The organism is Agrobacterium sp. SUL3 (genome assembly GCF_001263295.1).
Lineage (GTDB): Bacteria > Pseudomonadota > Alphaproteobacteria > Rhizobiales > Rhizobiaceae > Agrobacterium > Agrobacterium tomkonis.
On the sequence record NZ_KQ414518.1, the window covers coordinates 40,963 to 67,771 of the forward strand.

Here is a 26,809-nt window from a genome sequence, read left to right on the forward strand (position 1 = left end):
TCAACGATCCTTGGGATCGAGTGCATCACGCAACCCGTCACCCACGAAATTCAGCGAAAACAGGGTCAGAACGAAGAAGATCGCCGGGAATATCAGGAGCCACGGGGCTGACTGGATATTGTTTGCGCCTTCGGAAATCAGCGCCCCCCAGCTTGTCAGCGGCGCCTGCACACCAAGGCCGAGGAAAGAGAGGAAGCTTTCCAGAAGAATGACCTTGGGCACGACGACCGTGACGAACACGACGACGGGCCCGATCGTATTGGGAATGATATGGCGGCGGATGATCTGCCAGTCGCTCAAACCCAAAGCCTGTGCGGCGCCCACAAACTCCCGCCGTTTCAAGGCAAGCGTCTGGCCACGGACGATACGCGCCATATCCAGCCATTCCACGGCACCGATGACCAGGAAGATCAGGATGAAGCTGCGGCCGAAAAAGACCACTAGGACGACCACCAGAAAGACGAAGGGCAGCGAATAGAGGATTTCCACGAAACGCATCATCACATTGTCGACACGCCCGCCTATATACCCCGCGGTTGCGCCGTAAAGAACGCCGATGCCGAGCGAAACGAGGCTGGCCAGAACGCCGACGGCGATCGAGATTTGCCCACCCAGCATCACGCGCGCCAGCATGTCGCGACCGTTGGAATCGGTGCCGAAAAAGAAGTATTCGCGATTGACGTCGCCTTCCAGCTTCAGCGTTCGGCCTTCATCTTCGGTGGCGACGACCTTTGTGTTTTCGAATTCGTTGGCGCGGTCGAAATACCGTGTCGTGCGCGGGTCAATCGGACTGGTGGAGGTGACGGTTGCCGTGAAGGTCTGTCCTTCGACTGAAAATTCCTTCAGCTCGACGCGCGCCCGGTTGGCAACGCCTTCCATCACGCCTTGCAGGTTGTTCACATCCGGGCGCGGCTCAAGGCTTGGCGGGACGGAGACATAGGACGAAAACACCTGATCATAGGTGTGTGTGAGGAAATGCGGGCCGATGAATGAGAAAAGCGTGATCAGCAGCAGCATGACGGAACCTGCCATGGCGGCCTTGTTTCGTCTGAAACGCAGGGCTGCAAGCTGGAACAGGCTTCGGCTTTTTACCAATGGTTGATGGGCAATATTGCCGGGGATATCAGTCATGTCTGACCCTCGGATCGAGCAGGCCGTAGAGAATATCGACCACGAGATTGAACAGGATGACAAAAATGGCGACGAGAACGACGGTTCCCATCACCAGAGTATAGTCACGATTGATCGCGCCAAGAACGAAGTAGCGGCCGACACCCGGAATAGTGAAAATCGTCTCAATGACCGCCGAACCCGTCAACAGCGCTGCGGCGCAGGGAGCCAGATAGGAAACGACCGGAAGCATCGCCGCGCGCATGGCGTGGAATACCACCACGTTGCGCGCTGGAAGGCCATAAGCCTTGGCGGTGCGAATGTGGTCCATCCGCAAAGCCTCGATCATCGCACCGCGTGTCAAACGCGCGATAACCGCAAGCTGCGGTAAAGCGAGCGCGATCATCGGGAGGATGAGATATCGCAGCGATCCATCGCCCCAGCTGCCGGCGGGCAGAAGCCCGAGTATGACGGCAAAGACAAGCGTGAGAACAGGTGCGACAACGAAGTTCGGCACTGTAACGCCAACCGTCGAAATTGACATGATCGAAAAATCGAAGGCACTATTCTGCCTTAGCGCGGCCAGAGTGCCGGCGAGAACGCCACCCACAAGCGCCAGCAAAAGAGCATAGCTGCCGAGTTCCAGCGAATAAGGCAGACCTTTGCCGATCAATTGCGCGACGGTATTGTCCTTGTAGACGTAGCTCGGACCGAAATCGCCGGTGACGGCATTGCCGAGATAGATGAGATACTGGCGCCACAACGGCTCATCCAGATGATAGGTTCTCATCAGGTTTTCCATCGTCTGCGGCGGCAGGGGACGTTCAAGATTGAACGGTCCGCCCGGTGCGAAACGCATCAGGAAAAACGAAATCGTGACGACGATAAACAAAGTCGGCACCGCACTCGCCAAACGGCGCAGGATAAACGAGATCATGCTTTTTCGGGCTCCGGCATGGCACGGTGGTGTCAGCCACCGTGCCGACGCTGCTTATTCGGAAACGCTCAGGAAGCGGCTGAGGTGTGCGTTGGCAGCATTGTCGACCCAACCCTTGACGCGGTTGGAAACCAGCCAGAGATCGGCCTGCGTCAGAAGCGGAACAACCGGCTGTTCCTTCATGAGGATGGTTTCTGCCTCATGCAGCAGCTTGGAGCGAGCGGCAGGATCCTTCTCGTCGTAGGACTTCTGCATCAGCGCGTCATATTCGGCGTTGTTGAACTTGGAATAGTTGAAGGTCTTGTTGGAGGATACCGAAAGCGCCAGGAAGTTTTCGGCATCGGCATAGTCGGCAACCCATCCGGCACGCGCCACGTTGAATTTGCCGCCTTCCTGAAGGTAGCCATAATGCGAGGCGACGTCGAGGTTCACCAGCGACACCTTTGCGCCGAAGGTGTTCTTCCACATATCAGCGATAGCCGTCGCAACGCGTTCATGGTTCGGGTTGGTATTGTAACGGATTTCGATGGAAAGCGGCTTGCCGCCTTCACCGTAACCAGCCTCCTTCATGAGCTTGAGGGCTTCGTCTTCACGGTCAAGCTGCGACAGCGTGGCGAAGTCGGCCTTTGCCGGCTCTTTGTAGGAATCCATGCCCGGAGGAACCATGGAGTAGGCCGGAATCTGAGAACCGCTATAGATTTCCTTGGCGAGGAAATCGCGATCCACTGCCATGGAGAGCGCCTGGCGGACACGGACATCGTTATAAGGCGCTTCGCGGGTATCGAAGGTGTAGTAATAGGTGGCAAGCGTCGGCGAAACGTGAACCTGTTCGCCATAGGCCTTGCGCAGACGGTCGATCTGATCCGCGGAAAAGTTATAGGCGAGGTCCATTTCCTTTGCTTCGAAACGACGAACGGATGCGGCCTGGTCATCGATCGGGTAGAAGATGACCTTGTCGATCTTGGTGTTGGACGCATCCCAGAAACTGGTGTTCTTGACGACCGTCAAGCTGTCGTTTGGAACATGCGCTTCGAGCTTGTAAGCACCATTCGAGACCATGACACCGGGCTTTACGAAGTCGGTGCCGTTCTTTTCGTAGCTTGCCTTCGAAATTGGCAAAGCCGCCTGGTGAGAAAGGAGTTCAAGGAAGAATGGTGTCGGGCGCTCGAGTGTGATCTCAAGGGTCTTGTCATCCACCGCCTTGACGCCAAGCTGCTCAACCGGAACCTCGCCCTTGTTGATCTTTTCGGCGTTTTTGATCGGGTAAAGAATATTTGCATATTTTGCGGCGGTCTTCGGATCTTCGACGCGCTGGTAGGAGAAAACAAAATCTCCGGCCGTTACCGGGGTGCCATCCGACCACTTCGCATCCGCACGCAGTTTGAACGTGTAGACGGTGCCATCCTCAGACAGCGTCCAGCTTTCCGCCGTACCGGGAACGATCTTGCCGGCGGCATCGTAAATGGTGAGACCTTCATAAAGGTCTTTCAGGATAAAGGCTTCGATGTTGATGGAGGTCTGTGCCTGATCGAGCGTCTGCGGTTCGCCGGCATTGCCACGATGCAGAACTGTTTCTGCAAGCGCGGAACTGGCGCCAATCAGTAATGATCCTACCAGCAGAGTGGTGCGAGCTGTTGTTTTTATCGACATTGTTTTCTTTCCCCGTGAATATTTTGAGTCCACAAACAAGGCCAAATTGCTCCGGAGTGCAACCACAATAAATTGTGAGTTGATGTAGAAACCACAAGTTTCACTTAAGTTGACATGTCCGCGCTAGACCCGACGGTTTCTTATAAAACACTTCGGCTGAAGCCATCCTGCGCCACGTTGTCCCACAGCGAATGGCCCTCCGGCGGCCGAGCGGTTCACGTCGAAATCTGGTCGATGCCCTATCCCTTTATTCCGCTTGCCGCGATACTGGAGATGAACAGCCTCTGCAGGCAGAGATAGAAGATCAGCACCGGTAGGGTGATGATCGTGAGATAGGCCATGACTTCACCCCATGGCGTGTTGAGCTGGAAGAAATATTGCAGCCCCACCATTACGGGTCTGTATGCCTCGGACTGGGTCACGAGAAGCGGCCATAGGTATTGCTGGCTGTACATGACGAGAAACTTCAGGATCGCAGCCGTTGCGATGACCGGGCCGCTGAGCGGCATAACAACCTGGGCATAAATTCGTAGCCAGCTGGCGCCGTCGATGCGCGCCGCTTCCAGCAATTCCTTCGGCAGATCCTTGAAATATTGCACGAAGAGGAAAATCGTCAGCCCGTCTGCGATCCACGGAATGATCTGCACATGCCAGGAGTTGAGCCACCCCCAGGTAAACCCACCGCTGCCAATCCATGGCAGATTGTTGACTTCCAGCAGCAGCGGCACGGCAATTGTTTCAAAGGGAATGATGAGCGTGGCGAGGATGATCGAAAATAAAACATCCTTCCCGCGCCAGTTTAAAAAGGTGAAGGCGAAGGCGGCAAGCGAGCCAAAAAGCAGGGCGAGAAACACGGTAACGCCCGTGACCAGAACCGAATTGAATATGAAGGTTGCAATCGGCGCCCGGGCGAAAGCTGCCGTGTAGTTTTCAAGCGAGAGATGTCCCACCGGCAGGAAGGCTCTTATCGACGTGGCGTCACTCAGCAATTGGTCGTTTGGTTTCAGCGACGAGAACCCCATGAACAACAGCGGTAAAATGAAGATCGCCGCGAAGGCGAGCATGAGCACATAGTTGCCGATGAGAAAAGCGAGGCTTTTGCGTTGTCCGGCCTGCATCATTGCTTCTCCCTTGTCATGTACCGCTGGGTCAAGGAAATGCACAGAACGAGCAGGAACAGGACGACCGAGATTGCGGAACCTGCTGCGATGTCCTGCTGGCGGTATCCTCGCTCAACCGCCTGATAGACGATGCTCTGTGTAGAGTCGCGAGGTCCGCCTTTGGTCATCACATCGATCTGCGCGAAAAGCGCAAAAGCCTGCATGGTGATGACGATGATAATCAGCACGGCTGTGTTGCGCAGCAGCGGCCAGGTTATCATGCTGAACCTCTGCCAGCGGCTCGCTCCTTCAATGTCGGCTGCCTCGTAGAGATCCGGAGAGATGGTTTGCAGACCGGAGAGCCATATGACCATGTGGAACCCAACGCCCTGCCAGACCGACATCACCAGAATGGCCCATAAGGCGGTATCAGTTCTGCCCAGCCAGTCGACAGGCTGGAAGAGCCCGAAGCTCATGTAACTCAAGAGACTGTTCAGGAGCCCGTTATCGGCCGCATAGATAAATCGCCAGAGCAGCGCCACCACCACCACCGACAGCACGACAGGCATGAAGTAGATTGCGCGGAAAATCGTGACGCCGGGGATTTTCTGGTTCACCAACAGGGCAAGAAACAACGCCAGCGCAGCCTGAACCGGCGCGACGACGACCACGAAGGAAAGCGTGTTCACGAGAGCTGTCAGGAATACGACATCACTTGCCAGAATGACGATCTGGTCCTCGCCCCAGGTGAAGCTCTTATATTCCCGCATTCCTTCCAGGTGGGGATAATCAGGGTTGTTGCGGGTGAAATTGCGAATTCTCGGATAGGAGATGGCGCCATCGGCATTCCGGCTGATGCCGCCGTCCGCCTCCCTTTCAGGTTCGAGCGTCAGCACGCCGATACCCAGCAGCCGGGTGTAATTTTCAACGCCGACAAACTCGGTCGGATTGGGAGATGTCAGCCGCTGGTTGGTGAAGGAAAACCCGAGCCCCAGCAGGAAGGGCGTGATCAGGAACAGCCCGATCAGCGTCATCGCCGGTGCAGCCATGATCCAGCCCGTGAAGCCGTCTCGGGTGAGTTTCCCCTTTGAAGAAAAGAACGCCATCGGTCACGACCCCTATTTGGGTTGGTAACCCGAATTGCGCTCAATGTTGTTGTTTATCTCATCCGTTGCGTTGTCCAGCGTATCGGCAACATCCGCGCCGTTGACGATATCGGAAAGCGCCTTGGAAAAGACCGGCGAGATGAAGGCGTAAGCCGGAGTGACCGGACGCAACGTTCCCTGGCGCTTGGACAGATCGAAGAAAATTTCGAGCGGGCCGCCCTGCTTGTAATTCTTCGTCATCTGGGCCGCCGAGGAGGTGGCCGGGATGAGGCCGATCGCATCGGAGAACTGCGCGAGATATTTGTCCTGTATGGCGAATTCGATGAAGGCGGACGCGCCTTCCGGATGTTTGCTGGTGGCCGACACACCAAACTGCCAGGATCCGGCGCCGATCTTCGGACCCTGCCCGAAATCAGGCGCCGGCAGAAACAGCAGGTCGTCGCCATATTTCTCAAGCGCCTTCACCGCAACCCAGTTGCCCATCCATTGCAAGGCGTGACGACCTTCCAGAAAGCCGGTTTCATGGTCGGCAGGTGATTGTGACGTTCCGGGTGCCAGCTTCTTCTCGAACAGAGACTGCCACCATTCTCCGAACTTGACGGCACTGTCTCCGTTGAGGAAGTTCTCGGCGGTTTGATAATTTTTCTTGTCGATCAGGCTGCCGCCGAAGCTCTCCAGAAACGGGCTGAAGGCATAGCTGTACCATTCGGTTTTGTCGGCCATGCCAAGGTCGATCGCATATTCGAACTTGCCGCTGGCCGCGAGCTTCTCGAGCGCCGCATCGAACTCCTCGCCGGTCCATGCCTTTTCCAGTGTTGGAATGCGAATGCCGTTTTCATCGAGAACCGATTTGCGGGCGAATATGGCGACGGCTGCATCCCACAGGCCGACGGAATAGAGCTTGTCTCCCCACTTGCCCACCGCACCTGGCAGGAAATTTGCAAGCTTTGCCTCATCGATCTGCAGTGGCTGCAAATAACCCGACCACGCCCAGTTCGGCATGTTCGGCCCATCGACATCCAGAATGTCGGGCAGCTTGTTGGAAAGTGCTGCGGCGGTGACGGACTCGTTATAGGCACTCTGCGGGAACTCCTGAAGCGAGACCCGCCAGTCTGACTGAGACGAATTGAAATCCTCGATGATGCCGGCCAATATCTTGCGTTCTTCTACATTGCCCGCGCCGTGATACCACATCGTCAGGTCGGTCTGCGCCAGTGCCGCGGTGGAAAAAAACATCGAGAGGGCACTGAATGCGCCCGCAAAAATGGCTTTGGTGGTCATGGATTGTCCTCCTCCTGAAGAAGGGTAACTTCACCATCCAGAGATTGTTCCGAAGAAAATCCGCATTCTGGCGGTGCATCTTTTGTAAGAACGCGAATAGATGGAACTTCGAGCAGCAATACGAACCCGGCTGAAATGCGGGCGGAAAATGCCCACGCGTCCTTAGCAAGGGCAGTGAACTTGGCTGAGCCCTTGCTAAAGGAATGATGTTGCAACTGCCCAGCGGGGTTGCTCGGGCGCGGGGAAGTGCGGTTGAAAATCCTTTTGGTCGAAGATGATGCGGAATTGGCGCAATGGCTGATCAAGGCGCTGTAAAAGCCACGCTGGCAATCTAGCTCGGATCTTGACGATCGGTATTGATGCCAAATCCGGCGTCTATCGTTTTACCTTCGGCTCACCCAATCTAGTCGATGGCGTCCAGTTCGCCATCGTCGTGATCGGACTTTTTTTGCTATCAGCGAACTCCTGATCATGCCGGAATCCATGCACGGCGGCGGCGCTGTTCTCATCAAGCAGATGGGTGATCGATCTCAACGGCTATGAGGCGTTGGATGCCAGCATCATTGCCAGTCGTTTGCCGAAAACCAACCAGGCGTAGAGCGCCAGCTACACCGCCTGACCGACGAGTTGGCTGATCGGGAAATAGGCCTGTGAGCACGTCGTGAGAGTTTTCGAGACGAAAGCCGTCCGTGCGATTTGCTCGTTTGCGTCGAGCAAATAGCTGACAGAAACGGGCAGTTCATTGAGTGAAACGCAGAGGGGCATCCGTCTGCATCCATTTACGAACAAATTCAGCAAGGAAGGGCGCGCGTGCGGAGCATCACAGCCGAATTGGTGTGATCAGAGCAATGAGACGGAAAAGAGCACAATCAAATCTCTCGGCAGATTCCGTGGGTGAATTTGGGGCTGCAATGTTGTCACAACGTGCAACCCCCAAACCCTCCCCAACTCAAGAGGAAACACCATATCGCGGGCAGCCAAAGGTGCCACGCTCCCTAGGAACTCTCCAGATGCAGCTATCTTCATAGGAAAAATGGGTGCGCCCCATTGGTGAGTGTTAAGCAACAAGGCGATGTAGCATGTAATGTTGTGAAGATACTGTGGAATTATTTTCGCTCAATTAAAAAAGAAAGAAGGCATTCAATGCGAATTCTCATTATTCTTTGTCTGTTGACTGTAATTGCCGGCTGCGAAACCGTCGAGCAGGAAAATCGTTGCTCGGGGTATGGATTTGTTCGCGGTACCGATGCCTACGCCAATTGCCTGCAGCGGCTCGATATGTCACGTGAATATCGTTTTAGGCGCGGTTATGATTCTCCAATGTATGACTATGACTAGGTGGCGGTCCTTCGAGGCTTTGGCGAACACCGCCATGCCCAGGCTGTCCAAAAGAGGTTCATCGTAGGAACGGAGCCACCTTTCACGATGGGCGTTTCCGATCATCCAAGTCAACCATAGTAAAAAAGTGGTGATCCATGCGTATTCTAATCGTTGAAGATGATCGTGAGCTGGCTTCGTCACTGAAAGCGATGATGGAAGAATCCATTGGAGTTGCAGATACATTTGATACGGTAGCAGATGCGGAAGCCGCACTACTTACATTCAAGTTTGATCTTGTCCTCATAGACCGTAACCTTCCAGACGGTGATGGTCTGTCTCTTTTGCCTACACTGCGACAACTCCGGCCAAGGCCGGCGACACTTATATTGACAGCTTTAGACGATCCGACCGATATCGTATGTGCGCTCGACAGAGGGGCCGATGAGTATGTTGGAAAGCCTTTTGAACCAATCGAGCTTGTTGCTCGGGCGCGAGCTGTCCTGCGTCGCTATAATCTGGATGAGACAGGCTGCGCACAGTTTGGCAATCTGTCATTCGATCTCATAAATCGCTCCGCGATGATTAATGAGAATGTGCTGGCCATCCCAAGACGTGAACTCGCTATCCTCGAAGCACTTATCCGGCGTGCAGGCCGCGTCGTGCAACGCGATAATCTGGAGGCTTCCGTCTACAATATCGGCGACGAGCTGGAATCCAACGCGCTGGATTCCCATGTGTCCCGATTGCGCAAGCGACTGCGTGAAGCAAACTGCAACATCACGATCCAGACAATTCGCGGCATCGGCTACATGTTGGCGCACGAACAATGAACCGAACGCGATCAATAGCTTTGCCGGTCGCCGGCGTGCTTATACTCGGCATGGCGCTCATCATGGTGATAAGCACCGTTGTGACGCTCATAGTATTTCTACTGACTGATAACGATAGCCGCCAGCGTATCGCTGTGGATATTGTAGGCAGATTCCTAATCGAGGAAACGAAGGACACCAGAAGCGGCTCACCAAATTCAGCATATGTGCCCGCAAAGACGATTGAATTGGCTAAAGGTCAGCCAGAATTTTGGTACGTCGTCGATGACGGTATCAAGACTGCCAAGCATGGTACGGTTCCGCCTTCAGCCAAGTTGATCCTCGACGCTGCCCCATCTCAAATGCTTACATATGAATTCAGCTACATGGTTGGCGGTAGGGATTATATCGGGGCGAAGAGAGTTGATGAGAGCGATTCAAGTGTAACTGTCTCTGTCGGTGGAGTTTCTCTTTCTGATACTCAAATGCTAATTTGCGCGCTCTGGTTGGTTTGGCCGCAGGGATTGTACCATTTACTTGGTGCCGTTCTCATCACGACAGCTGCTATCGCTTTCATAACGATGCGTCGCACAATCGCTGCCCCAGTAAGAAGGGTCGTTAGCTCCGCAGAAGATATTGACGGCCTTCCCAATGGTCGCAGACTATCTGACCACGACACCCCGAAAGAGTTGAAGCCAATGGTTGCCGCGTTCAACACTGCGCTTTCGCGGATCGATAATGCATTTGAAGCGCAGCGAAACTTCCTCGCCAGTGCGTCTCACGAGTTGAGAACGCCCTTGACCAAATTACGCATCAAACTTGATTTAGTTCAAGATTCTGAAGTGCGGGAGGTGCTGGTTCGCGATGTAACACGCCTGGCATCAATTGTAACGACATCGCTGCAACTAGCCCGTTTATCCGGCCAGTCCCTTACATTTTCGGTCTTGGATCTTACGACTTTGGCGCGCGCTATCGTTGCGGATCATGTTCCGTCCGCCATGAAGCACGGAATGGAAATTGAGTTCAACGCGCCAGAAGAACGGGTCATGATTTCCGGCTCCGAGCCGGCAATACGTGTCGCGCTAGACAATCTGATTATCAACGCCATGCGCCACGCACAAGGAACAGAGATACTCACGGTCGATGTACTCCCCTCGTGTACACTGCGGGTTTCAGACAATGGTCCAGGTATTCCGGCAATGGAGCGTCAGAAAATGCTGCGGCCGTTTGTACGTGGCAATGGTAGTACATGCGAGGGAACAGGTATGGGGCTGGCCATCGTTAGCCAGATCATGGCGGCCCATGGTGGATTTGTTCACCTGGAGGAGGCTGCGGAAGGTGGCTTGATGGCGAGCCTCGCGTTTCCGCGGTCTGAAGCCGGAACTTAAATTGGCGGGTATGCCCGGCCTGTAACTGCTTGCATCGTGATCACTTCCTCCTTTTCGGAAACGCGGCCCGGCGCTCGACTTCAGCGCGTGGGGCAGCGTTGGTATGGGATGGGCAGCGACGCTGGGCGTCGATTTCGTTGATCGCGGCATTGGGGCAGGTGATGCATGCGACTGCAAGGACCGCACTGCGGCCTAGCTTACCGCAGCGCTGCATGGGTAAACGGGGCGGCACATCGCTCAGTAACTGACCGTCACAACAACCGTATCGCTGTAAACACCCGGTGCCGGTGTATTCTGCGCCGGTACACGTCCATAGACGGTCAGTGTCTGCAGGCTACCGGTTCCGGTGCCGGTGGCGATTTGGCCAGCCGCACTTCCCCAGACATTCGTGCGGTTGACGTCGCGATAGAGCCCGTAGGTTATTGATCCGCCCGCCAGCACCATCTGGCGCGAAGCCGGCGGGCTGTTGCTCAGGCCGCCATTGAGGGCGACGCTGTAATTCAGGTTGCTGGTACAGGTAAGAGCGATGGCTCCCGTGGCATCGACTGCGGTGTTGAGAACGCCGTGACTGCCGAAATTGATGTTTTGCGCCGAGACGATGCAGGTCGGCGATACCGCAGCCGTAACGTTGAATGGCACCTGTGTCGGGTTCTGGGTTACGTCGGAGCAGTTCGGGGCCAATAAAAGGAATGACGTATAGGTAAAACTGGTCTCGGCGCCGGCAAAGCTGGAGAGGTAGGGGCCGCGCGCGGCAGCGGCCTGACCGGCGGTGATCCTGCCATAAACGGTACGGCTCGTGCTGTTGAGGAGGAGGGGCAGCGCCATATCGATAGGCGGAGGTGATCCAAGTGCGGGCTGGGTGACCGATCCCCAGAGCGTTGTGCGTCCGGAGTTCTGATATAGCTGATAATTGAGGATGTTACTGCCTTGCAGCATCCGTCGGATACCGCCCGATTGTCCACCGCTACCGGCGTTGATGTTGGGGCAGATGCGGACGGAAAGCGCCAGTGACAAAGGGTTGGAGCAGGTGACCGACAATGTTGCGGTGGTATCCACTGCGCTGCCGCTTGTAAGGTTGACGAAGCCAAAACTCATGTCCGACATGCTGAAGCTGCAGCTTTGCGCCAGAACCGGTGTCCCAAACAGGAAAGTGGTGATGGCAAGGGCAGCGCGGGTCAGAACCTTCATTGAACGCTCCTGCATATGGCTTCAAGGGTGGCGCGTGTCTTGGCGGCAGGGGACACGGTAATCTGCGCTTCGCACTCTCCCTTCGTGGGTTGCGTGATGGCAAGCCGATGTGTTTCGCCGATATTATCAAGATAGGCCTGTCCGTCATAACCGACGATGAAGTCACGCTCACCGTCTATCTTGCCGGTCGACCCGGTTTCGATAAACTGGCCGCTTTCATCCTTCAGCGTTACCAGCGCCACCTGCCCCTCGGTTTCCACCTTGAAGTTGACGACTGCTCCGGCGCGCTCTGTCGGCGTGACGGTTTGTTTCGTTGTGTCGATGCGGGCATCGACGGGAAGATTGCTGGGGTCCAGCGTAATGTTGTTGACGTCATAGGACCGCAGGTTCGGAAGCAATATCTTTCCGCGTCGGTTCGTCTGGCCGATGGGGCGGTTCTCCAGCAGAATATCGACGCCGGGCGCGCCCGCATCCACGACGGCGAAGGCGTCATCGATCCGGTTTCCAATAAAGACATCGCCGCCGGCCAGCGCTATCGATCCGTCGATCTGGGCATAGGCCTGTGTCGTGCGGTTGAATTGATCGACGCCGGCCGACACACGTGCGACGCTGCCGCGATAACTGCCGGAGGCGGAGGCGATATCGTTGCCGCCCATCGAACCGCGCAGGCGCCAGCCATAACTTCCCTCCGCCTGTTCTTCGGATTTTCCGACTTCGGCCGTCAGAGAATATCCGTCCGCATCGGAGGACATGCCGGCCGAACCGGAGACGCCACCGCCGAACGACCAGGAGAGACCGGCATAGATGCCGTAGGAATTGCTGTCCTCTAGGTCCTTATAAGCGGTGACGAAGATATTGCCGTTTTCGCCAAAGGGCCGCGTGGCGGAAAGGCCAAGCAGCCGGGATTTTCTTTCATCGAAAGTTTCCAGCTGTGTGTAGGAGAAGTTAAGGCTCGTCTCATCGAAACCAAGTTGCGTAGAAACGGAAATCTGGTCGAGCGCGCGCGGCGGCCGCGCGCTGAGCAGGCCGGCTATCGTGCGGACTTTCGATGTATCAGCGGAAACGGATGCCATATCGTTATAGTCGCCGAATGTCCGTTGCGAGCGGGCGTTCAACCGTATTCCGAGCAATTCGGCTTCGACATTTGCAGAAAGCTGATAACCGCTTTCCGCATTAAAACGGCTCGATGCGCCCGAAATCGCCGCCAGCCCATGGGCTCCAAGCGTGAAGACGCCGCCGAAACCGATATTGTAGAAATCCTCACCGCCTTCCGCATGGCCCTCCAATGTCAACCCGTCCGACAATCCATAGCGCACCGTTGCAGAGCCGAGAGGCCTGTCATCATAATCGAAAGACGAGGTGCCGTAATTGCGCCGGGCAAAGCCAAGCTCGGCCGAAAAATCGATGAGACCCTGCGCGAGCAAATCCGGCGAGGTATAAAAAGGCGTTTCGGACACGGTTTCGCGCCCCAGCGCATCCCGCACCACCAGCCTTGCATTGCCCGCACCGCTGATGACCGGCAGATTGGTGATGGAGAATGGCCCCTCGGGAACCTCCTGCGACAGGCGGCGGATATTGTTGACATAGACATCGACGGTGGAGGGCACCGCTGCGGAGCCTGCAAATTCAGGCATCGGCATGGTGACGATATCCGGCCGCAGATCGAAGTTTCGGCGGATCTGCACGCCGCCCAGCCGCGTCGGACGTGTCCAGCTCAACCCCCCGGTGATCAGGTCTCCGGCCCGGTATGTCGTCAGGCTGTCCTCATCGGAGTAGCTCCAGGTGGTGTCGAGGCGCTGGGTGTCGAATTGCGACAGGCGGGATGTGCTCAAGACCTGAGACGAAGACAGCACGCCGAGCGGGCCGAACACACGGCTTTCCAAAAGGGCGGAGACACCGTTGAAATCGGTCAGATCCGACCATTTGTTGCCACCGGACGAGCCGTAGATCGTGTAGTTCACCAGACCTCCAAAATCGCTTGTGGCCTTGTCCTGCACGTCCTCGTCTTCCTGCTCATCGCTCCTGCCGGATGCGTCGATGACCTTGCTTGCCCGTGCCGCCGTGGGCAGGGCGAAATGGACCGACTGCGTGCTTTCATCATAACGCGTCACCACATCCGGCAGCCTGGAGACATCGATCCAGCCATCATCGCCTGCAGCGCTTTCAACCGGCGAAATCCCGATGTTCTTCAGCTGCTCCGGTTCGATAAGAAGCGACCCGGCGTCGTTTTGACGAAATGTGGCGATCAGTTCCGTTGAAACATCATTGATGTAGACTTCGAGCTGCAATTGCCCTGCTTCTTTTGCGGCAAAAGAAGTGGGCTGCGTCGCAGGGGGCAAATCCTGCGCCACGGATAAACTGCTCGATGAAAAGATCGTCAAACCTGCAATCGTCAAAACGGCAAGGTCAGCCGCCGTTGACGCGCGCCGTCGCATTGACGGGGCCGCCTTCGCTCTCAGCCGAAATCTTCAGTGTGCCACCAGCTTTTTTGCCGCCGGTTGCCGGAACAAGAAAGCTTGCACCGGATTTGCCGAGCACATAGCCCACCAGACCCTGCTGCTGGGCAATCGCTTGCCCGTTGCCGCCCAGAACTTTCAGGTTGGCGATCCGTATCCGTTTCTGACCATTGTTGGAAACGGATACCCTGTAACCTTTGCCCTGCCGCGTTATAGACCAGACCGGCTCGGCATCGCCTGTGGAAGCGGGCGAAAAGAAAACAGGTATGGAGTGGCGAACGACCAGATTGACCGTGCCGGACTGGGGTCTTCCCCCAGAGGGCAATTCGTCCACAATGACGCGATAGCTCTCTTCCGCCCTGATGGGTGTTTTGGAAAGCCGGACGATACGGATAAGGTTCTCGGCGCCCGGTTTCAGCTGCGTCATCGGCGGGCTGGCGACGACGTCCTCTGCCGCAGTATAGACGTCTGAGCCGTTTTGCTGGGTCCAGCGAAATATCCTGACCTGAACGTTGATGGGCGTTTTCGCATCATTCCATATGCGCAGGCTGGATGCCGCTGCCGGTGCCCTTAAATCCAGAATGACTGGTGAAACCCGCAGAGATGCGGCGTGTGAAGGTGAGACACTCAAACCGGCAATAAACGCAGCCGCTAAGGTAAAAAGACGCATGCGCGATCCTCCCTATGGCGATCAGTAATTGAGCGTGGCCGTCACCGTATCGGTATAGACGCCGACCGCGGGTGTCGTCTGGGCAGGTACGCGCCCATAGACCGTGAATGTTTGCGGCGCTCCGGTTCCCGTTCCTGTCTGGCGATCCGTCCCCACGGTGTTGCCCCAAACCGTGGTATGTGCCGCAGTCGTATAGAGCGAGTATGCAATGGTGGCACCCGCCGGGGAGGTCATCAGACGGTTGGCGACAGTGGCGCCTGAACCGGCGCCGGCGCTCAGTCCAAGGCTGAAGGGTGTGCTGGAGGTGCATTGAACGACGACCTGACTGGTCGCGTCGATATTGCTGCTGATGACACCATTGGTTCCGAAGTTCAGATTGCCGGCCGAGTTGATCTGGCATGCCGCCTGAATGGTGATTTGTACCGTGAAGTTTGAAGTGGCGACCTGCGCCATGCCTGATGACGGCGCAAGGACGCACGCCGCAAGTGATAATAGGTAGCCTGATGTTGCGAACTTCATGCTCTCTCCCCAAGCGGCTGCGCTGCTGATTTCCTCGGTCACAACGCAGGATCACCCCAATAGCGGGTAATTAGAATAATCTAATACTCGCTTCGATTTGGTTAACAAATCCTTAACGGCGGAGCCTAGAAAACTACAGGATGAGATACAGTATAAAGTGCAACCGTAAATTCCATGGAATTCGCGGATGCGAAAATAGATAAATTCTCAGAAAATGTTATATAATCAGCGGCTTGCCCATTTCCTCGCAGCGCGGTTTGATGTGATGGTGCACATTTGGATGAAGACGCAGGATCGTGATCCCTTGGTCGATGGCCATATAGGGAGCTCTTATTCCTGACTTTCGAGTCGATAGCGGCTTCCGGGGTATAATAGCCGTACCGATGTTACCGCACGGCTGGAAGACCACGTTCGCCGCCGAACCTGCAGGCAGGGTTCGTGTCGGCCGATCGCCAGCAATTTGCACTCCCATGGTTGGGGCGCTGCGGCTTCTATAAACTGTTCGGTCCGGGAAATCGGCGCCAATGCCGTCAAATAGGCATTCGGGGTCATGGAGCTGAAATCCTGCCGCAGATAGTCTGGAGCGACCGCGGCATTCACGAAACGATCTTCCAGCTGGATCGGAACGTCGTCTTCGTGATGAACGATGATCGAATGGAAGATTTTCGCACCAACGTCGATCTCCAGCGCCGAGGCAAGATCGGGACCGCATACTTCGGTCTGCGCCAGGATCAGGCTGGCCTGGTGGGAAGAGCCCCTTTCCTTGATCTCGTCGGCGATGTTTCGGACACCCATCATGCCGGCGCTTCTTTTTTTCGATGCGACGAATGAACCGCGTCCCTGAACGCGCACGATGACGCCTTCGGTCGCAAGCTCCCGCAGGGCACGGTTTGCCGTCATTCGGCTGACGCCCAGCATCTCCACCATTTCGTTTTCGGAAGGGACCCGGTGGTGGAGGGGCCATTCGCCGCTCGCGATCTTTGCCTTGATTTGCGTTTTCACACGCTCATAGAGCGGCAGAGAAGGATACTCGCTGGATGTTGCGAGGTCGCTTTCGATCACGGACGGCATTTAAACTCCCTGAAAATCGGCAGATTGCCTAAAATATAACCAGCATTTCGGACGCATGCAAAATATCATCTTTGCACTTGCTTGTCTCCTAAAACCATGCAAAGTTACATATACAACTTGTGAAGCATCGATGGGGAATTGAAAAGTCGATCTTTGCGGGCGCATTTTTCTCGTAAGTGGCCGAGGTGAGGATGTTTGCATGCCGACCCGCTCCGAAAGGAAAATGCAGGCTGGCTCGCCGATATTGGGAGAAAGGGCTGTGAATGCGTGGCTGTGAACCGTTTACGGCTCTGATGCCTTGCAGGCGAACACATAGGTTTCGGCGCAAGAAGGCTGGATCGGCAGCGTTGAGGATTCGGACGATGTCGGTTTTTCAGTTGCTCTTCCAGTGCCTTTCCGGCTTGCCGCCATTCTCTAACATTAAAGCCGTTTCAGCAAAGTTGTATAGTGAACTTAAGGGGAGTTACTTTCGTTGTGGCATAAAACTCCGATGCTGCGGGCAGGGAATAGGTGTGTTGTTCGGACCTGCTCCAAACCGTCCCGCTGACCCGGCGAAAGGTCGATATTCCTTCATCATATTTTCAGGGAGATCCTGCGCCGGCACCGCATGAATTTGTGCCGACAACATGCCAACCATCAATCAAAAAGGGGAATAAGATGTTGAATGCTAAATTTAAATTCGCGCTTGCCGCCACGGCCCTGTTTGCGGCGCTGCCCTTGGGCTCGGCCCATGCAGCCAGCTATTGCGGCGAGGGAAAGACTGTTACTTTCGCCGGCATCGATTGGGAAAGCGGCGCCTTCGTTACCGAAGTCATGAAGGCTATTCTGTCAAAGGGATATGATTGCAAGGTGGATTCCATTCCCGGCAATTCGGTGACGCTGGAACAGGCCACAGCCAATAACGACGTTCAGATTTTCGCCGAGGAATGGATCGGCCGGTCCGACGTCTGGAACAAGGCCGCTGCCGCAGGACAGGTTACCTCGGTCGGCAAGACCTTCGTCGGCGCCTCCGAAGGCTGGTTCGTTCCTGAATACCTGATCAAGGGCGACGCGACAAAGGGCATAGAGGCAAAGGCCCCCGACCTGAAAAGTGTCGAGCAGCTTTCCGATCCGAAGATCGCTGCCCTTTTTCAGGATCCCGAAGAGCCGTCCAAGGGACGTTTTCTCAATTGCCCTTCGGGCTGGACCTGTGAGGGTGTCAATACCGCCAAGCTCCAGGCTTACAAGCTCGACTCGACCTACGTGAACTTCCGCCCGGGCACGGGCACGGCGCTGGATGCGGGGATCAGCGCCGCCTATCTTCAGGGCGAGCCGCTGCTGTTCTACTACTGGAGCCCGACCGCAATCATGGGTAAATACAAGCTCGTGCAGCTTTCCGAGCCGGCCTACACCGAAGCCTGCTGGAAGGACCTGACAAGCGCCGATGGCAAGCGGGAGGCGGGATGCGCTTTCCCGGCGGTTGAGGTTGCTTATGGCGTCAACAGCGACTTCGCCAAGGTTGCGCCGGATATCATCGAAATCCTCGGCAAGGCGACCTTCCCGCTTGAGGAGGTCAATTCCAGCCTCGCTTATATGGTTGACGAAAAGGCCGATGCGGTGGCCGCAGCAACGCGCTTCCTGAAGACCAAGGGTGACATCTGGGGCGCATGGGTGTCGCCGGAGGCCAAGACCCGTATCGAAGCCGCGATCAAGTAGCAATCACGGGGCCGCATGCTGGATTGGCATGCGGCTTTTCTTTTCCCGTCAGAGCCGTGACCGTCGGGGACGGAAGACGGCAAGTGCGAGGACGCCCCCCGATGTTTCCTGAGTCTCTTCATATTTCCATTCGTGGCCCGATCAACGACTTCGTCCAGTCGCTGGTCGTCAATTACGGCTTCGTCTTCAAGGCAATTTCGCAAACCATTCTGCAGGTCATCCTGTTCATGGAATGGATATTGCGCGGCCTGCCATGGTGGCTGGTCCTGCTTGCCTTTCTGGCGCTCGCATGGTTTGCCGCGCGCAAGATTTCGCTTGTTCTCATGGTCGGGGTCATGCTGCTCATCGTCGGCGCTCTCGGCTTGTGGGACCTGACAATGCAGACGCTGGCGCTGATGCTCATCGCCAGCCTGATTTCCATCATCATCGGTGTCCCGGTCGGCATCTGGCTCGCCAAGAGCCAGATCATGCGGCGTATCACGCTGCCTGTCCTCGACGTCATGCAGACGATGCCGAGTTTCGTTTATCTGATCCCGGCAATCATGCTTTTCGGCCTTGGCAAGGTGCCGGCGGTACTCGCGACCATCATCTATGCCGTACCACCGCTGATCCGCCTGACCGATCTGGGCATCCGCCAGGTGGATCGTGAAGTGGTGGAGGCGGCAACCGCTTTTGGCAGCAGCCCGTCGCAGATCCTGTTCGGGGTTGAACTGCCGCTGGCCACACCCACAATCATGGCTGGCCTGAACCAGACGATCATGATGGCTCTTTCCATGGTGGTGGTCGCCTCGATGATCGGTGCACGTGGTCTGGGCGAACAGGTCCTGAACGGGATTCAGACACTGGATGTCGGAAAGGGCCTCGAGGCGGGTCTGGGCATCGTCATTCTCGCCATCGTCCTCGACCGTATTACGCAGGGCTTCGGCCAATCCAGCCGGAAGGAGCGCGGCGATGACTGATATCGCAATCCGTAACGTTTCCAAGATTTTCGGCGGCAACTGGAAAGCCGCGCTCGCCATGACGAAGGACGGCGCCGACAAGGCTGAAATATTGGCCAAGACCGGTTGCAGCGTCGGTCTCGACGATGTCAGCCTCGACATTGCCGGCAGCCGCATCTTCGTCATCATGGGGCTGTCCGGCTCCGGAAAATCGACGCTTGTGCGCCATATCAACCGCCTGATCGAACCGACGAGCGGTGAAATCCTGGTTGGCGGCAGCAATGTGCTTGATCTGAGGGCCAAGGATCTGCGCGACTTCCGCAATCGTCGGGTCAGCATGGTGTTTCAGAATTTCGGCCTCATGCCACACCGCACGGTTATGCAGAATGTCGTTTATGGCCAGCGTGTACGCGGCCTTTCAAAGGCGGAAGCAAATCCGATCGGCATGCAATGGATCGAGACCGTCGGGCTCGCCGGCTATGAAAACAAGATGCCCCACCAGCTTTCCGGCGGCATGAAGCAGCGTGTCGGCCTTGCGCGGGCTCTCGCTGCCGATACCGACGTTATCCTGATGGATGAGGCATTTTCCGCTCTCGATCCGCTGATCCGCGCCGATATGCAGGATCAGCTTCTGCAGCTGGAGAAGAACCTCTCGAAAACCATCGTCTTCATCACGCATGATCTTGATGAGGCGTTGCGGATCGGTGCGCAGATCGCGATTTTGAAGGACGGGAAACTGGTGCAGGTCGGAACGCCGGACGATATTCTCAATCGCCCCGCCAATGATTATGTCGCCCGCTTCGTGCAGCGCCGCACGGGTGCGGCGGTCGCCCATCATGATTGACACCGTCATCATCGATCAGGGCATCTCATGGCGGGATGTCGCCATGGTGGCAAAAGGTGCACGACTGCAGCTTGCCGATGCCGCGTGGAAGCGTATCGCCGCGGCGCGTGACATTGTCGAGGCGCTGGTGTCGAAAGGCGTGCGCGGCTACGGCATCAATACCGGTGTCGGTGCCCTGTGCGACGTGATCGTGGACAGGGATCGACAACAGGCCCTGTCGCGAAACATCCTGCTCAGCCATTCCTGCGGGGTTGGAGAACCGCTGGGGCGGGAGCAGACACGTGCCATCATGGCCGCGCAGATCGTCAATTTTGCCCATGGTTTTTCCGGCATCCGCGTGGAAACCGTCGAGGCGTTGCTGGCCCTTTTGAATGCGGATGTTTTACCCGTCATTCCCTCACGTGGTTCGGTCGGATATCTCACCCATGCCGCAGCGATCGGGCTGGTATTGATCGGCGAAGGCGAGGCGGTGCGTGATGGCGAAAGGCTTTCCGGAGGGCAGGCGCTGGCAGCTGTCGGTCTCTTGCCACTTGTGCCTCTGGCCAAGGAGGGGCTGAGTCTCGTCAACGGAACGCCCTGCGCCACCGGACTTGCCTGCCTGGCGCTGTCACAAATGGAAAATCTGCTGGACTGGGCGGATGCGGCCGCAGCGATGAGTTATGAAAATCTGGGCGCGCAGTCCGATCCATTCTCGGCAGCGCCCCTTGCTCTGCGCACATCCCCGGGGCTTCAGACCGTTGGAAATAATCTCCGCCATCTGTTGGCGGATAGTCCCCTCTTGGCGCGCTCGGCGGGATCGCGCACGCAAGATCCGCTCAGCCTTCGCGCCGTTCCGCAAATCCACGGCGCCATTCGCGACAGCGTCATGCAGATCGGCGAAGTGGTGAATCGCGAACTGGCAAGTGTTACGGACAATCCGGTCGTTACCGGTTCGCCGGATATGCCGCAGGTGCATTCACAGGCCCATGCCGTTGGCGCGGCATTGGGGCTTGCCATGGATGGTCTGGCCGTCGCGGCTGCAGAACTGGCAAGCATTGCGGAGCGCCGGATCGACCGCCTTGTCAATCCGCTGGTCAGCGGCCTGCCAGCTTTTCTGGCGGAAGGCAGCGGTGTCTGCTCCGGTTTCATGATCATTCAGTATACGGCCGCGGCGCTGGTTGCCGAAAACCGGCGGCTGGCTGCGCCCGCCAGTCTGGATGGTGGCATTACCTCTGCCTTGCAGGAGGATATTCTCACTCACGCCACGCCGGCTGCCGACAAGGCACTTTCCATCATCGCCAATCTCGAAACCATTCTTTCGATCGAGATCATGTGTGCGGCGCAGGCCTATGACATGCAGCCTGGAGAAGCCGGCATGGCACCCGGCACCCACGCCCTCTACCGGCGTATTCGCGCAGACGTTCCCTTTTACCGCGATGACCGGCCGCTCAATTCTCTGCTTGCCATGGTGGAGAAGCTGTTGCGTAACACGAGCGCCGGGATTGGGCACTTGTCATAAATCAGGGATGCGCCGCCGGTGATGAATTTATGCACCGGCGTCATATTTAATCCAGCATCACCATATGTGCGGGCAGTTGGTCCTCGAAAAACTTCGAGAAAGTCGCGATGCGGGGCGGGAGCTTCTGGTAGGGCGGATAATAAAGCGTCAGCCAGAGTTCCGGCGGCGACCAGCCGCGCAGAACATGTATCAGCCGGCCGCTACGGATATGGTCGGCGATATGAAACCCCGGCAACATGGCCACTCCGGCACCATCCGCCGCCAAATCTGCCAGAACCTCGCCATTATTAGCGCTGAATCTGCGACCGGCCGAAATCGTGATGCTTGATCCGCCATCCGAAAGGACCCAGTTTTCCCGCCGGCTTTCACCGCTATAGGCAAGGCAATCGTCGGGCGTCAGCTCGCCCGGATGTTCCATTTGCGTGAACCGGCTGCCCGGTGCCGCCACCAATATTCTCGGCACGGCCCTGATCTTGCGCCAGATGGTGAATTTGTCTGATGGGGCTGACGAAATGCGGATCGCGAGATCGTAGTCGTCATCGACGATGTTGACCAAGCCGTCGGACAGCGAAATCTCGAAGCACATTTTCGGGTACAGTTCCCGGAAACCCGAGAGGATCGGTGGCAGTACGGTTTTCCCGAGCCATGTCGGCGCGCTGATCCTCAGCCTTCCCTGATCGGCCTTGTGAGCATTCCTGACGTCGCGCCGGGCATTTTCGAGCGCTTCTATTGCCGGCTGAATCTGCGCGGCAAAAACGGCGCCATCGGTCGTCAGCGATACCTGACGGGTCGTGCGGACAAACAATTGCACGCCGAGATCACATTCAAGCGCGGCAATGGCGCGGGTGACGGCTGCTGCCGTCATGCCCAGTTCACGGGCCACCTGCGCGAAGTTGCGCTTTTCGGCCGCCATCAGAAAGGTTTTGAGAGCTTTGTGGTCGTTCATCTCTATTATTTCAAAAATCGCAATTCAGTCACAAGAAATATTGCAATTCCTTGATGCAATCAAGCGACGTATATCTTTGTCATCGAAACGGACACACAAACGAAGAGAGGCGCCGACGATGATCAAGGATATCAAGGGCCTGCACCACGTTACCTCCATGGCGTCGGATGCGCTGCAGAACAACAGTTTTTTCACCGAAACGCTCGGCCTGCGCCGGGTGAAGAAGACGGTCAACTTTGATGAGCCCAGCGTCTATCACCTTTATTACGGTGATGAAACGGGATCGCCCGGCACGGTCATGACCTATTTTCCCTTCGCCCAGATGATGGCCGGTCGTCCCGGTGTCGGCGAAGTGGGCGAGACCCAGTTCTCCATTCCCAAGGGTGCGCTCGGCTTCTGGAAAGATCGTCTCATTGCCAAAGGCGCTACCGGAATTGAGGCCGACACGGTCTTCGGCGACAATCGCCTGCGCTTCACCGGTCCCGATGGCGACGGTCTCGCGCTGATCGAAACGGGCGATGATGCACGTGCTGGCTGGCTGGCCGAGGGCATAACCGAAGATAATGCCATACGCGGTTTCACCGGTGCGCGTTTCAATCTTCACGATACGGCTGCAACCGAGGAGCTTCTGCGTTTCATGGGTTATGAGCGGGCCGACGTTGAAGGAAACGTCACACGTTTCGTTATTCCCGGTGGCAATGGCGCGGATACGATCGATCTTGCGGCGTTGCCGAAGACACCCTTTGCCCGCCCGGGAGCCGGTTCGGTGCACCACATCGCCTTTGCGGTTGAAAACCGTGAAAAGCAGCTCGAAGTGCGCAAGGCGCTGATGGATACCGGCTATCAGGTGACCCCCGTCATCGACCGCGATTACTTCTGGGCGATCTATTTCCGCACCCCGGGCGGGATCCTGTTCGAGATCGCCACCAATGAACCCGGTTTCGACCGGGACGAGGATACAGCCCATCTTGGTGAGGCACTCAAGCTGCCGAACCGGTATGAGCCGTTCCGCAACAAGATCGAGGCGAGCCTGGTTCCGCTCGCTGCTTAAGACGGACCGCTGATCCGAACCGACTGACAGATACACATTCACGCCCTTCAAAGACGGCTGCCCGCGCCGGGCAGCCCACCGGCGAAGCCTTGTCAATTTCCACCGCCGTAGATCGGCAATCACCACCTGAACGGAGAACGAAAATGTCCAAGCTCGAAGTCCTTACCCCCGCCAACAGCCAGTTGATCTTCATCGACCAGCAGCCGCAGATGGCTTTCGGCGTGCAATCGATCGATCGTCAGACCCTGAAGAACAATGTTGTCGGCCTCGCCAAGGCCGCCCGGATATTCGATATCCCGACGACCATCACGACGGTCGAAACGGAAAGCTTCTCCGGCAACACCTTCCCGGAATTGCTCGCGGTTTTTCCGGAGAACGATATCCTCGAGCGCACCTCGATGAATTCCTGGGATGACCAGAATGTCCGCGACGCCCTGGCGAAGAACGCCGCCGGCGGCCGCAGGAAGATCGTCGTTTCCGGTCTCTGGACGGAAGTCTGCAACACCACCTTCGCGCTCTCGGCACTTCATGATGTTGCTGATTACGAGATCTACATGGTGGCGGATGCCTCCGGTGGCACCTCTGTCGATGCGCATAAATATGCTATGGATCGCATGGTGCAGGCCGGCATCATCCCGGTCACCTGGCAGCAGGTGCTGCTTGAATGGCAACGCGACTGGGCACGCAAGGAAACCTATGACGCCGTCACCTCGCTGGTGAAGGAACATTCCGGCGCCTACGGCATGGGCATCGACTATGCCGTCACCCACGTCCATGGCGGTGCAGAGCGCGTCAAACACGGCAAGCGCATCGGCCCGAACCCAGCCCAAAAATAAGCTTTCAACCGCGCCGCACCGGAAGGATCGATGTCCCGTCCGGTGCGGCTTTCATCCATCTAGGAGGTTCCCATGAAAGTCTATCTTCTGTCGCTTGGCGCCGGCCTGCTGGTCGGCATTGTTTACAGCCTGCTCAATGTGCGTTCACCCGCACCGCCCATCATCGCGCTTGTCGGCCTGCTTGGCATATTGCTGGGGGAACAGGTCATTCCTTTTGCAAGGTCGATCATCGGCAAGGAGCCGGCCGCCGTTTCGTGGATCAACCAGATCAAGCCGCATATGTTCGGCCATATGCCAAAGGGCAGCGGAGAGACCGTGGATCTCGCCAGGGCGAAACAGCCTGCGGATGGGGAGAGAAGCTGATGCCAACGCGACGCACTTTTCTTGGCGCGGCATCGAGCCTTGCCTTTCCGCATCTCTTTTCACCGGCCAATGCCGCTGATCCCATTCAGACCGGAGCCTATTCCATGTATCCCGACACCATTCTTCACAATGGCCGCCTGACGACGCTTGATCGCGGCAATCCAAATGCAACGGCAGTTGCCATCAAGGATGGTCTGTTCGTGGACGTGGGAACCGATGCCGATGTCATGGCACTCGCCGGGCCGGGGACGAAAATCATCGATCTGAAGGGCAAACGCGTGCTGCCCGGCCTCATCGACAATCACACCCACGTCGTTCGCGGCGGTTTGAACTTCAACATGGAACTGCGCTGGGATGGCGTGCGCTCGCTGGCGGACGCCATGGACATGCTCAAACGGCAGGTGGCGATCACGCCCGCCCCGCAATGGGTGCGCGTCGTTGGCGGCTTCACCGAGCATCAATTCGTCGAAAAGCGCCTGCCGACCATTGAGGAAATCAATGCGGTGGCGCCCGACACGCCGGTCTTCCTGCTGCATCTCTATGATCGGGCGCTGCTGAATGGCGCAGCCCTTCGCGCCGTTGGCTATACGCGGGATACACCGAACCCGCCCGGCGGCGAGATCACCCGCGATGCGAGCGGCAATCCCACGGGAATGCTGCTTGCCAAACCAAATGCCGGTATCCTCTATTCGACGCTCGCCAAGGGACCGAAGCTGCCGTTCGATTATCAGGTCAACTCCACCCGCCACTTCATGCGTGAGTTGAACCGGCTGGGTGTGACCGGCGTGATCGATGCGGGCGGTGGCTTCCAGAATTACCCTGATGATTATGAGGTCATCCAGAAGCTCTCCGATGAAGGCCAGATGACCGTGCGTCTCGCCTACAACCTCTTCACGCAGAAGCCCAAGCAGGAAAAGGAGGATTTCCTCAACTGGACCTCTTCGGTCAAATACAAGCAGGGCAATGACTATTTCCGGCACAATGGCGCAGGTGAGATGCTGGTCTTTTCCGCTGCCGATTTCGAGGATTTCCGCCAGCCGCGACCGGACATGCCGCCGGAAATGGAGGGCGAACTCGAAGAGGTCGTGCGGGTTCTCGCGGAAAACCGCTGGCCCTGGCGTCTGCATGCCACCTATGACGAGACAATCTCGCGGGCGCTTGATGTCTTCGAAAAGGTCAACCGGGACATTCCGCTTGAAGGTCTGAACTGGTTCTTCGATCATGCTGAGACCATTTCTGATCGTTCGATCGACCGTATTGCAGCGCTTGGCGGCGGTATCGCCACCCAGCACCGCATGGCCTATCAGGGCGAATACTTCGTCGAACGTTATGGACAGGGAGTTGCCGAGGCGACGCCGCCGATCAGGAAAATGCTCGACAAGGGCGTCAATGTCTCTGCCGGTACCGATGCCACCCGTGTCGCCTCTTACAATCCATGGGTGTCCCTTTCGTGGATGGTAACCGGCAAGACGGTGGGCGGCATGCAGCTTTATCCACGCGCCAATTGCCTTGACCGCGAAACGGCGCTGCGCATGTGGACCGAAAAAGTCACCTGGTTCTCGAACGAAGAGGGCAAAAAGGGCCGCATCGAAAAAGGCCAGTTCGCCGATCTGGTGGTGCCGGACAAGGATTATTTTTCCTGCGCCGAAGATGAAATCTCGTTCCTCACCTCCGAGTTGACCATGGTCGGCGGCAAGATCGTCTATGGTGCCGGTGACTTCAAGGCGCTTGATGAGAACGACGTGCCCCCCGCCATGCCGGACTGGTCGCCGGTTCGCGCTTTCGGCGGTTATGCCGCCTGGGGTGAGCCGCAAGGGGCTGGAAAGAACTCGTTGCGACGCGCGGCAATCACGTCCTGCGGCTGCGCCAGCGATTGCGGCGTTCATGGACATGACCATGCCGGAGCATGGACATCGAAGCTGCCAATCGCCGATCTGAAGGGCTTCTTCGGAGCGCTCGGCTGCTCATGCTGGGCGGTTTAAGCCCGACCGTGTGAATGTCAGGCCGACCAAGCGGGCAGCGTATTGCCGCTG

General features: G+C 57.0%; 23 protein-coding genes. 11 read left to right on the plus strand and 12 right to left on the minus strand.

Annotated elements, in window-relative coordinates:
- The 6 genes from AKG12_RS25040 to AKG12_RS25065 form a co-directional block, all read right to left on the minus strand.
- A complete protein-coding gene (locus tag AKG12_RS25040; protein WP_052820878.1) occupies window positions 1-1,131 on the minus strand; it encodes an ABC transporter permease in 1,131 nt (376 codons plus the stop codon).
- Entirely contained in the window at window positions 1,124-2,047 is a 924-nt protein-coding gene (gene oppB, locus AKG12_RS25045; RefSeq protein ID WP_035265000.1) for an oligopeptide ABC transporter permease OppB, read from the minus strand. Before oppB ends, AKG12_RS25040 begins: the two co-directional genes overlap by 8 nt.
- Window positions 2,048-2,101: 54 nt before the next feature.
- Entirely contained in the window at window positions 2,102-3,697 is a 1,596-nt protein-coding gene (locus tag AKG12_RS25050; RefSeq protein ID WP_052820879.1) for a peptide ABC transporter substrate-binding protein, read from the minus strand.
- 239 nt (window positions 3,698-3,936) lie between these two features.
- Window positions 3,937-4,818, minus strand: coding sequence for a carbohydrate ABC transporter permease (locus tag AKG12_RS25055; protein ID WP_080842876.1), 882 nt, complete (start codon window positions 4,816-4,818; stop codon window positions 3,937-3,939).
- Complete coding sequence (locus AKG12_RS25060) at window positions 4,815-5,903, minus strand: carbohydrate ABC transporter permease (RefSeq protein WP_052820880.1); 1,089 nt, start codon at window positions 5,901-5,903, stop codon at window positions 4,815-4,817. Before AKG12_RS25060 ends, AKG12_RS25055 begins: the two co-directional genes overlap by 4 nt.
- A gap of 12 nt (window positions 5,904-5,915) precedes the next feature.
- The gene (locus tag AKG12_RS25065; protein WP_052820881.1) at window positions 5,916-7,184 is read right to left on the minus strand and encodes a sugar ABC transporter substrate-binding protein; all 1,269 of its coding nucleotides are present in this window, start codon (window positions 7,182-7,184) and stop codon (window positions 5,916-5,918) included.
- A gap of 343 nt (window positions 7,185-7,527) precedes the next feature.
- Here AKG12_RS25065 and AKG12_RS30805 point away from each other — a divergent pair, with 343 nt between their 5' ends.
- The 3 genes from AKG12_RS30805 to AKG12_RS25075 all read left to right on the plus strand — a co-directional run bounded on the left by AKG12_RS30805 (window position 7,528) and on the right by AKG12_RS25075 (window position 10,701).
- Window positions 7,528-7,653, plus strand: a complete 126-nt coding sequence (locus tag AKG12_RS30805; RefSeq protein ID WP_232370449.1) for a tripartite tricarboxylate transporter permease — start codon at window positions 7,528-7,530, stop codon at window positions 7,651-7,653.
- A 1,006-nt stretch (window positions 7,654-8,659) separates the two neighbouring features.
- A complete protein-coding gene (locus tag AKG12_RS25070; RefSeq protein ID WP_046801949.1) occupies window positions 8,660-9,334 on the plus strand; it encodes a response regulator in 675 nt (224 codons plus the stop codon).
- On the plus strand, window positions 9,331-10,701 hold the full coding sequence (locus AKG12_RS25075; RefSeq protein WP_052820882.1) for a sensor histidine kinase: 1,371 nt from the start codon (window positions 9,331-9,333) through the stop codon (window positions 10,699-10,701). The genes AKG12_RS25070 and AKG12_RS25075 overlap by 4 nt, the downstream gene beginning before the upstream one ends.
- A gap of 237 nt (window positions 10,702-10,938) precedes the next feature.
- Here AKG12_RS25075 and AKG12_RS25080 read toward each other — a convergent pair whose 3' ends face one another.
- The 5 genes from AKG12_RS25080 to hutC all read right to left on the minus strand — a co-directional run bounded on the left by AKG12_RS25080 (window position 10,939) and on the right by hutC (window position 16,605).
- On the minus strand, window positions 10,939-11,889 hold the full coding sequence (locus AKG12_RS25080) for a Csu type fimbrial protein (RefSeq protein ID WP_052820883.1): 951 nt from the start codon (window positions 11,887-11,889) through the stop codon (window positions 10,939-10,941).
- On the minus strand, window positions 11,886-14,324 hold the full coding sequence (locus tag AKG12_RS25085; protein WP_052820884.1) for a fimbria/pilus outer membrane usher protein: 2,439 nt from the start codon (window positions 14,322-14,324) through the stop codon (window positions 11,886-11,888). Before AKG12_RS25085 ends, AKG12_RS25080 begins: the two co-directional genes overlap by 4 nt.
- Window positions 14,296-15,015 (minus strand): fimbrial biogenesis chaperone, encoded by a 720-nt coding sequence (locus tag AKG12_RS25090; RefSeq protein WP_052820885.1) that lies wholly within the window; start codon window positions 15,013-15,015, stop codon window positions 14,296-14,298. The genes AKG12_RS25085 and AKG12_RS25090 overlap by 29 nt, the downstream gene beginning before the upstream one ends.
- A gap of 21 nt (window positions 15,016-15,036) precedes the next feature.
- Window positions 15,037-15,534, minus strand: coding sequence for a Csu type fimbrial protein (locus tag AKG12_RS25095; RefSeq protein ID WP_052820886.1), 498 nt, complete (start codon window positions 15,532-15,534; stop codon window positions 15,037-15,039).
- A gap of 330 nt (window positions 15,535-15,864) precedes the next feature.
- Complete coding sequence (gene hutC / locus AKG12_RS25100; protein WP_046801966.1) at window positions 15,865-16,605, minus strand: histidine utilization transcriptional repressor HutC; 741 nt, start codon at window positions 16,603-16,605, stop codon at window positions 15,865-15,867.
- Between the two features lie 657 nt (window positions 16,606-17,262).
- On the opposite strand from hutC, the gene AKG12_RS25105 reads away from it, so the two are divergent.
- From AKG12_RS25105 to AKG12_RS25120, 4 genes are all read left to right on the plus strand, one after another.
- Window positions 17,263-18,300 carry an ABC transporter substrate-binding protein gene (locus AKG12_RS25105; RefSeq protein ID WP_052820887.1) on the plus strand — a complete coding sequence of 346 codons (1,038 nt, stop codon included), beginning with the start codon at window positions 17,263-17,265 and terminating at the stop codon, window positions 18,298-18,300.
- Between the two features lie 101 nt (window positions 18,301-18,401).
- A complete protein-coding gene (locus AKG12_RS25110) occupies window positions 18,402-19,259 on the plus strand; it encodes an ABC transporter permease (protein WP_046801968.1) in 858 nt (285 codons plus the stop codon).
- Entirely contained in the window at window positions 19,252-20,082 is an 831-nt protein-coding gene (locus tag AKG12_RS25115; RefSeq protein WP_052760272.1) for a quaternary amine ABC transporter ATP-binding protein, read from the plus strand. Before AKG12_RS25110 ends, AKG12_RS25115 begins: the two co-directional genes overlap by 8 nt.
- Window positions 20,075-21,580, plus strand: coding sequence for an HAL/PAL/TAL family ammonia-lyase (locus tag AKG12_RS25120; RefSeq protein WP_052820888.1), 1,506 nt, complete (start codon window positions 20,075-20,077; stop codon window positions 21,578-21,580). The genes AKG12_RS25115 and AKG12_RS25120 overlap by 8 nt, the downstream gene beginning before the upstream one ends.
- A 46-nt stretch (window positions 21,581-21,626) precedes the next feature.
- Here the strand turns inward: AKG12_RS25120 and AKG12_RS25125 are convergent, their stop codons facing one another.
- On the minus strand, window positions 21,627-22,526 hold the full coding sequence (locus tag AKG12_RS25125) for a LysR family transcriptional regulator (protein WP_046801970.1): 900 nt from the start codon (window positions 22,524-22,526) through the stop codon (window positions 21,627-21,629).
- A gap of 118 nt (window positions 22,527-22,644) precedes the next feature.
- Here AKG12_RS25125 and AKG12_RS25130 point away from each other — a divergent pair, with 118 nt between their 5' ends.
- The 4 genes from AKG12_RS25130 to AKG12_RS25145 all read left to right on the plus strand — a co-directional run bounded on the left by AKG12_RS25130 (window position 22,645) and on the right by AKG12_RS25145 (window position 26,758).
- Entirely contained in the window at window positions 22,645-23,577 is a 933-nt protein-coding gene (locus AKG12_RS25130; protein ID WP_052820889.1) for a VOC family protein, read from the plus strand.
- A gap of 143 nt (window positions 23,578-23,720) precedes the next feature.
- Window positions 23,721-24,413, plus strand: a complete 693-nt coding sequence (locus tag AKG12_RS25135; protein ID WP_052820890.1) for a hydrolase — start codon at window positions 23,721-23,723, stop codon at window positions 24,411-24,413.
- A gap of 72 nt (window positions 24,414-24,485) precedes the next feature.
- Window positions 24,486-24,776 (plus strand): XapX domain-containing protein, encoded by a 291-nt coding sequence (locus AKG12_RS25140; RefSeq protein WP_046801973.1) that lies wholly within the window; start codon window positions 24,486-24,488, stop codon window positions 24,774-24,776.
- Window positions 24,776-26,758 (plus strand): amidohydrolase, encoded by a 1,983-nt coding sequence (locus tag AKG12_RS25145; protein ID WP_052820891.1) that lies wholly within the window; start codon window positions 24,776-24,778, stop codon window positions 26,756-26,758. Before AKG12_RS25140 ends, AKG12_RS25145 begins: the two co-directional genes overlap by 1 nt.
- The last annotated feature ends 51 nt before the right edge of the window (window positions 26,759-26,809 follow it).

Excerpts from the sequence above, each read along its gene's own strand:
- AKG12_RS25145 (WP_052820891.1), top strand. The coding sequence starts at position 24,776 with ATGCCAACGCGACGCACTTTTCTTGGCGCGGCATCGAGCCTTGCCTTT.
- AKG12_RS25130 (WP_052820889.1), top strand. The coding sequence starts at position 22,645 with ATGATCAAGGATATCAAGGGCCTGCACCACGTTACCTCCATGGCGTCG.
- AKG12_RS25125 (WP_046801970.1), bottom strand. The coding sequence starts at position 22,526 with ATGAACGACCACAAAGCTCTCAAAACCTTTCTGATGGCGGCCGAAAAG.
- AKG12_RS25040 (WP_052820878.1), bottom strand. The coding sequence starts at position 1,131 with ATGACTGATATCCCCGGCAATATTGCCCATCAACCATTGGTAAAAAGC.
- AKG12_RS25140 (WP_046801973.1), top strand. The coding sequence starts at position 24,486 with ATGAAAGTCTATCTTCTGTCGCTTGGCGCCGGCCTGCTGGTCGGCATT.
- AKG12_RS25055 (WP_080842876.1), bottom strand. The coding sequence starts at position 4,818 with ATGATGCAGGCCGGACAACGCAAAAGCCTCGCTTTTCTCATCGGCAAC.
- hutC (WP_046801966.1), bottom strand. The coding sequence starts at position 16,605 with ATGCCGTCCGTGATCGAAAGCGACCTCGCAACATCCAGCGAGTATCCT.
- AKG12_RS25065 (WP_052820881.1), bottom strand. The coding sequence starts at position 7,184 with ATGACCACCAAAGCCATTTTTGCGGGCGCATTCAGTGCCCTCTCGATG.
- AKG12_RS25050 (WP_052820879.1), bottom strand. The coding sequence starts at position 3,697 with ATGTCGATAAAAACAACAGCTCGCACCACTCTGCTGGTAGGATCATTA.
- AKG12_RS25060 (WP_052820880.1), bottom strand. The coding sequence starts at position 5,903 with ATGGCGTTCTTTTCTTCAAAGGGGAAACTCACCCGAGACGGCTTCACG.
- AKG12_RS25115 (WP_052760272.1), top strand. The coding sequence starts at position 19,252 with ATGACTGATATCGCAATCCGTAACGTTTCCAAGATTTTCGGCGGCAAC.
- AKG12_RS25080 (WP_052820883.1), bottom strand. The coding sequence starts at position 11,889 with ATGAAGGTTCTGACCCGCGCTGCCCTTGCCATCACCACTTTCCTGTTT.
- AKG12_RS25105 (WP_052820887.1), top strand. The coding sequence starts at position 17,263 with ATGTTGAATGCTAAATTTAAATTCGCGCTTGCCGCCACGGCCCTGTTT.
- oppB (WP_035265000.1), bottom strand. The coding sequence starts at position 2,047 with ATGATCTCGTTTATCCTGCGCCGTTTGGCGAGTGCGGTGCCGACTTTG.
- AKG12_RS25135 (WP_052820890.1), top strand. The coding sequence starts at position 23,721 with ATGTCCAAGCTCGAAGTCCTTACCCCCGCCAACAGCCAGTTGATCTTC.
- AKG12_RS25095 (WP_052820886.1), bottom strand. The coding sequence starts at position 15,534 with ATGAAGTTCGCAACATCAGGCTACCTATTATCACTTGCGGCGTGCGTC.
- AKG12_RS25075 (WP_052820882.1), top strand. The coding sequence starts at position 9,331 with ATGAACCGAACGCGATCAATAGCTTTGCCGGTCGCCGGCGTGCTTATA.
- AKG12_RS25070 (WP_046801949.1), top strand. The coding sequence starts at position 8,660 with ATGCGTATTCTAATCGTTGAAGATGATCGTGAGCTGGCTTCGTCACTG.
- AKG12_RS25090 (WP_052820885.1), bottom strand. The coding sequence starts at position 15,015 with ATGCGTCTTTTTACCTTAGCGGCTGCGTTTATTGCCGGTTTGAGTGTC.
- AKG12_RS25120 (WP_052820888.1), top strand. The coding sequence starts at position 20,075 with ATGATTGACACCGTCATCATCGATCAGGGCATCTCATGGCGGGATGTC.
- AKG12_RS25110 (WP_046801968.1), top strand. The coding sequence starts at position 18,402 with ATGTTTCCTGAGTCTCTTCATATTTCCATTCGTGGCCCGATCAACGAC.
- AKG12_RS25085 (WP_052820884.1), bottom strand. The coding sequence starts at position 14,324 with ATGCGACGGCGCGCGTCAACGGCGGCTGACCTTGCCGTTTTGACGATT.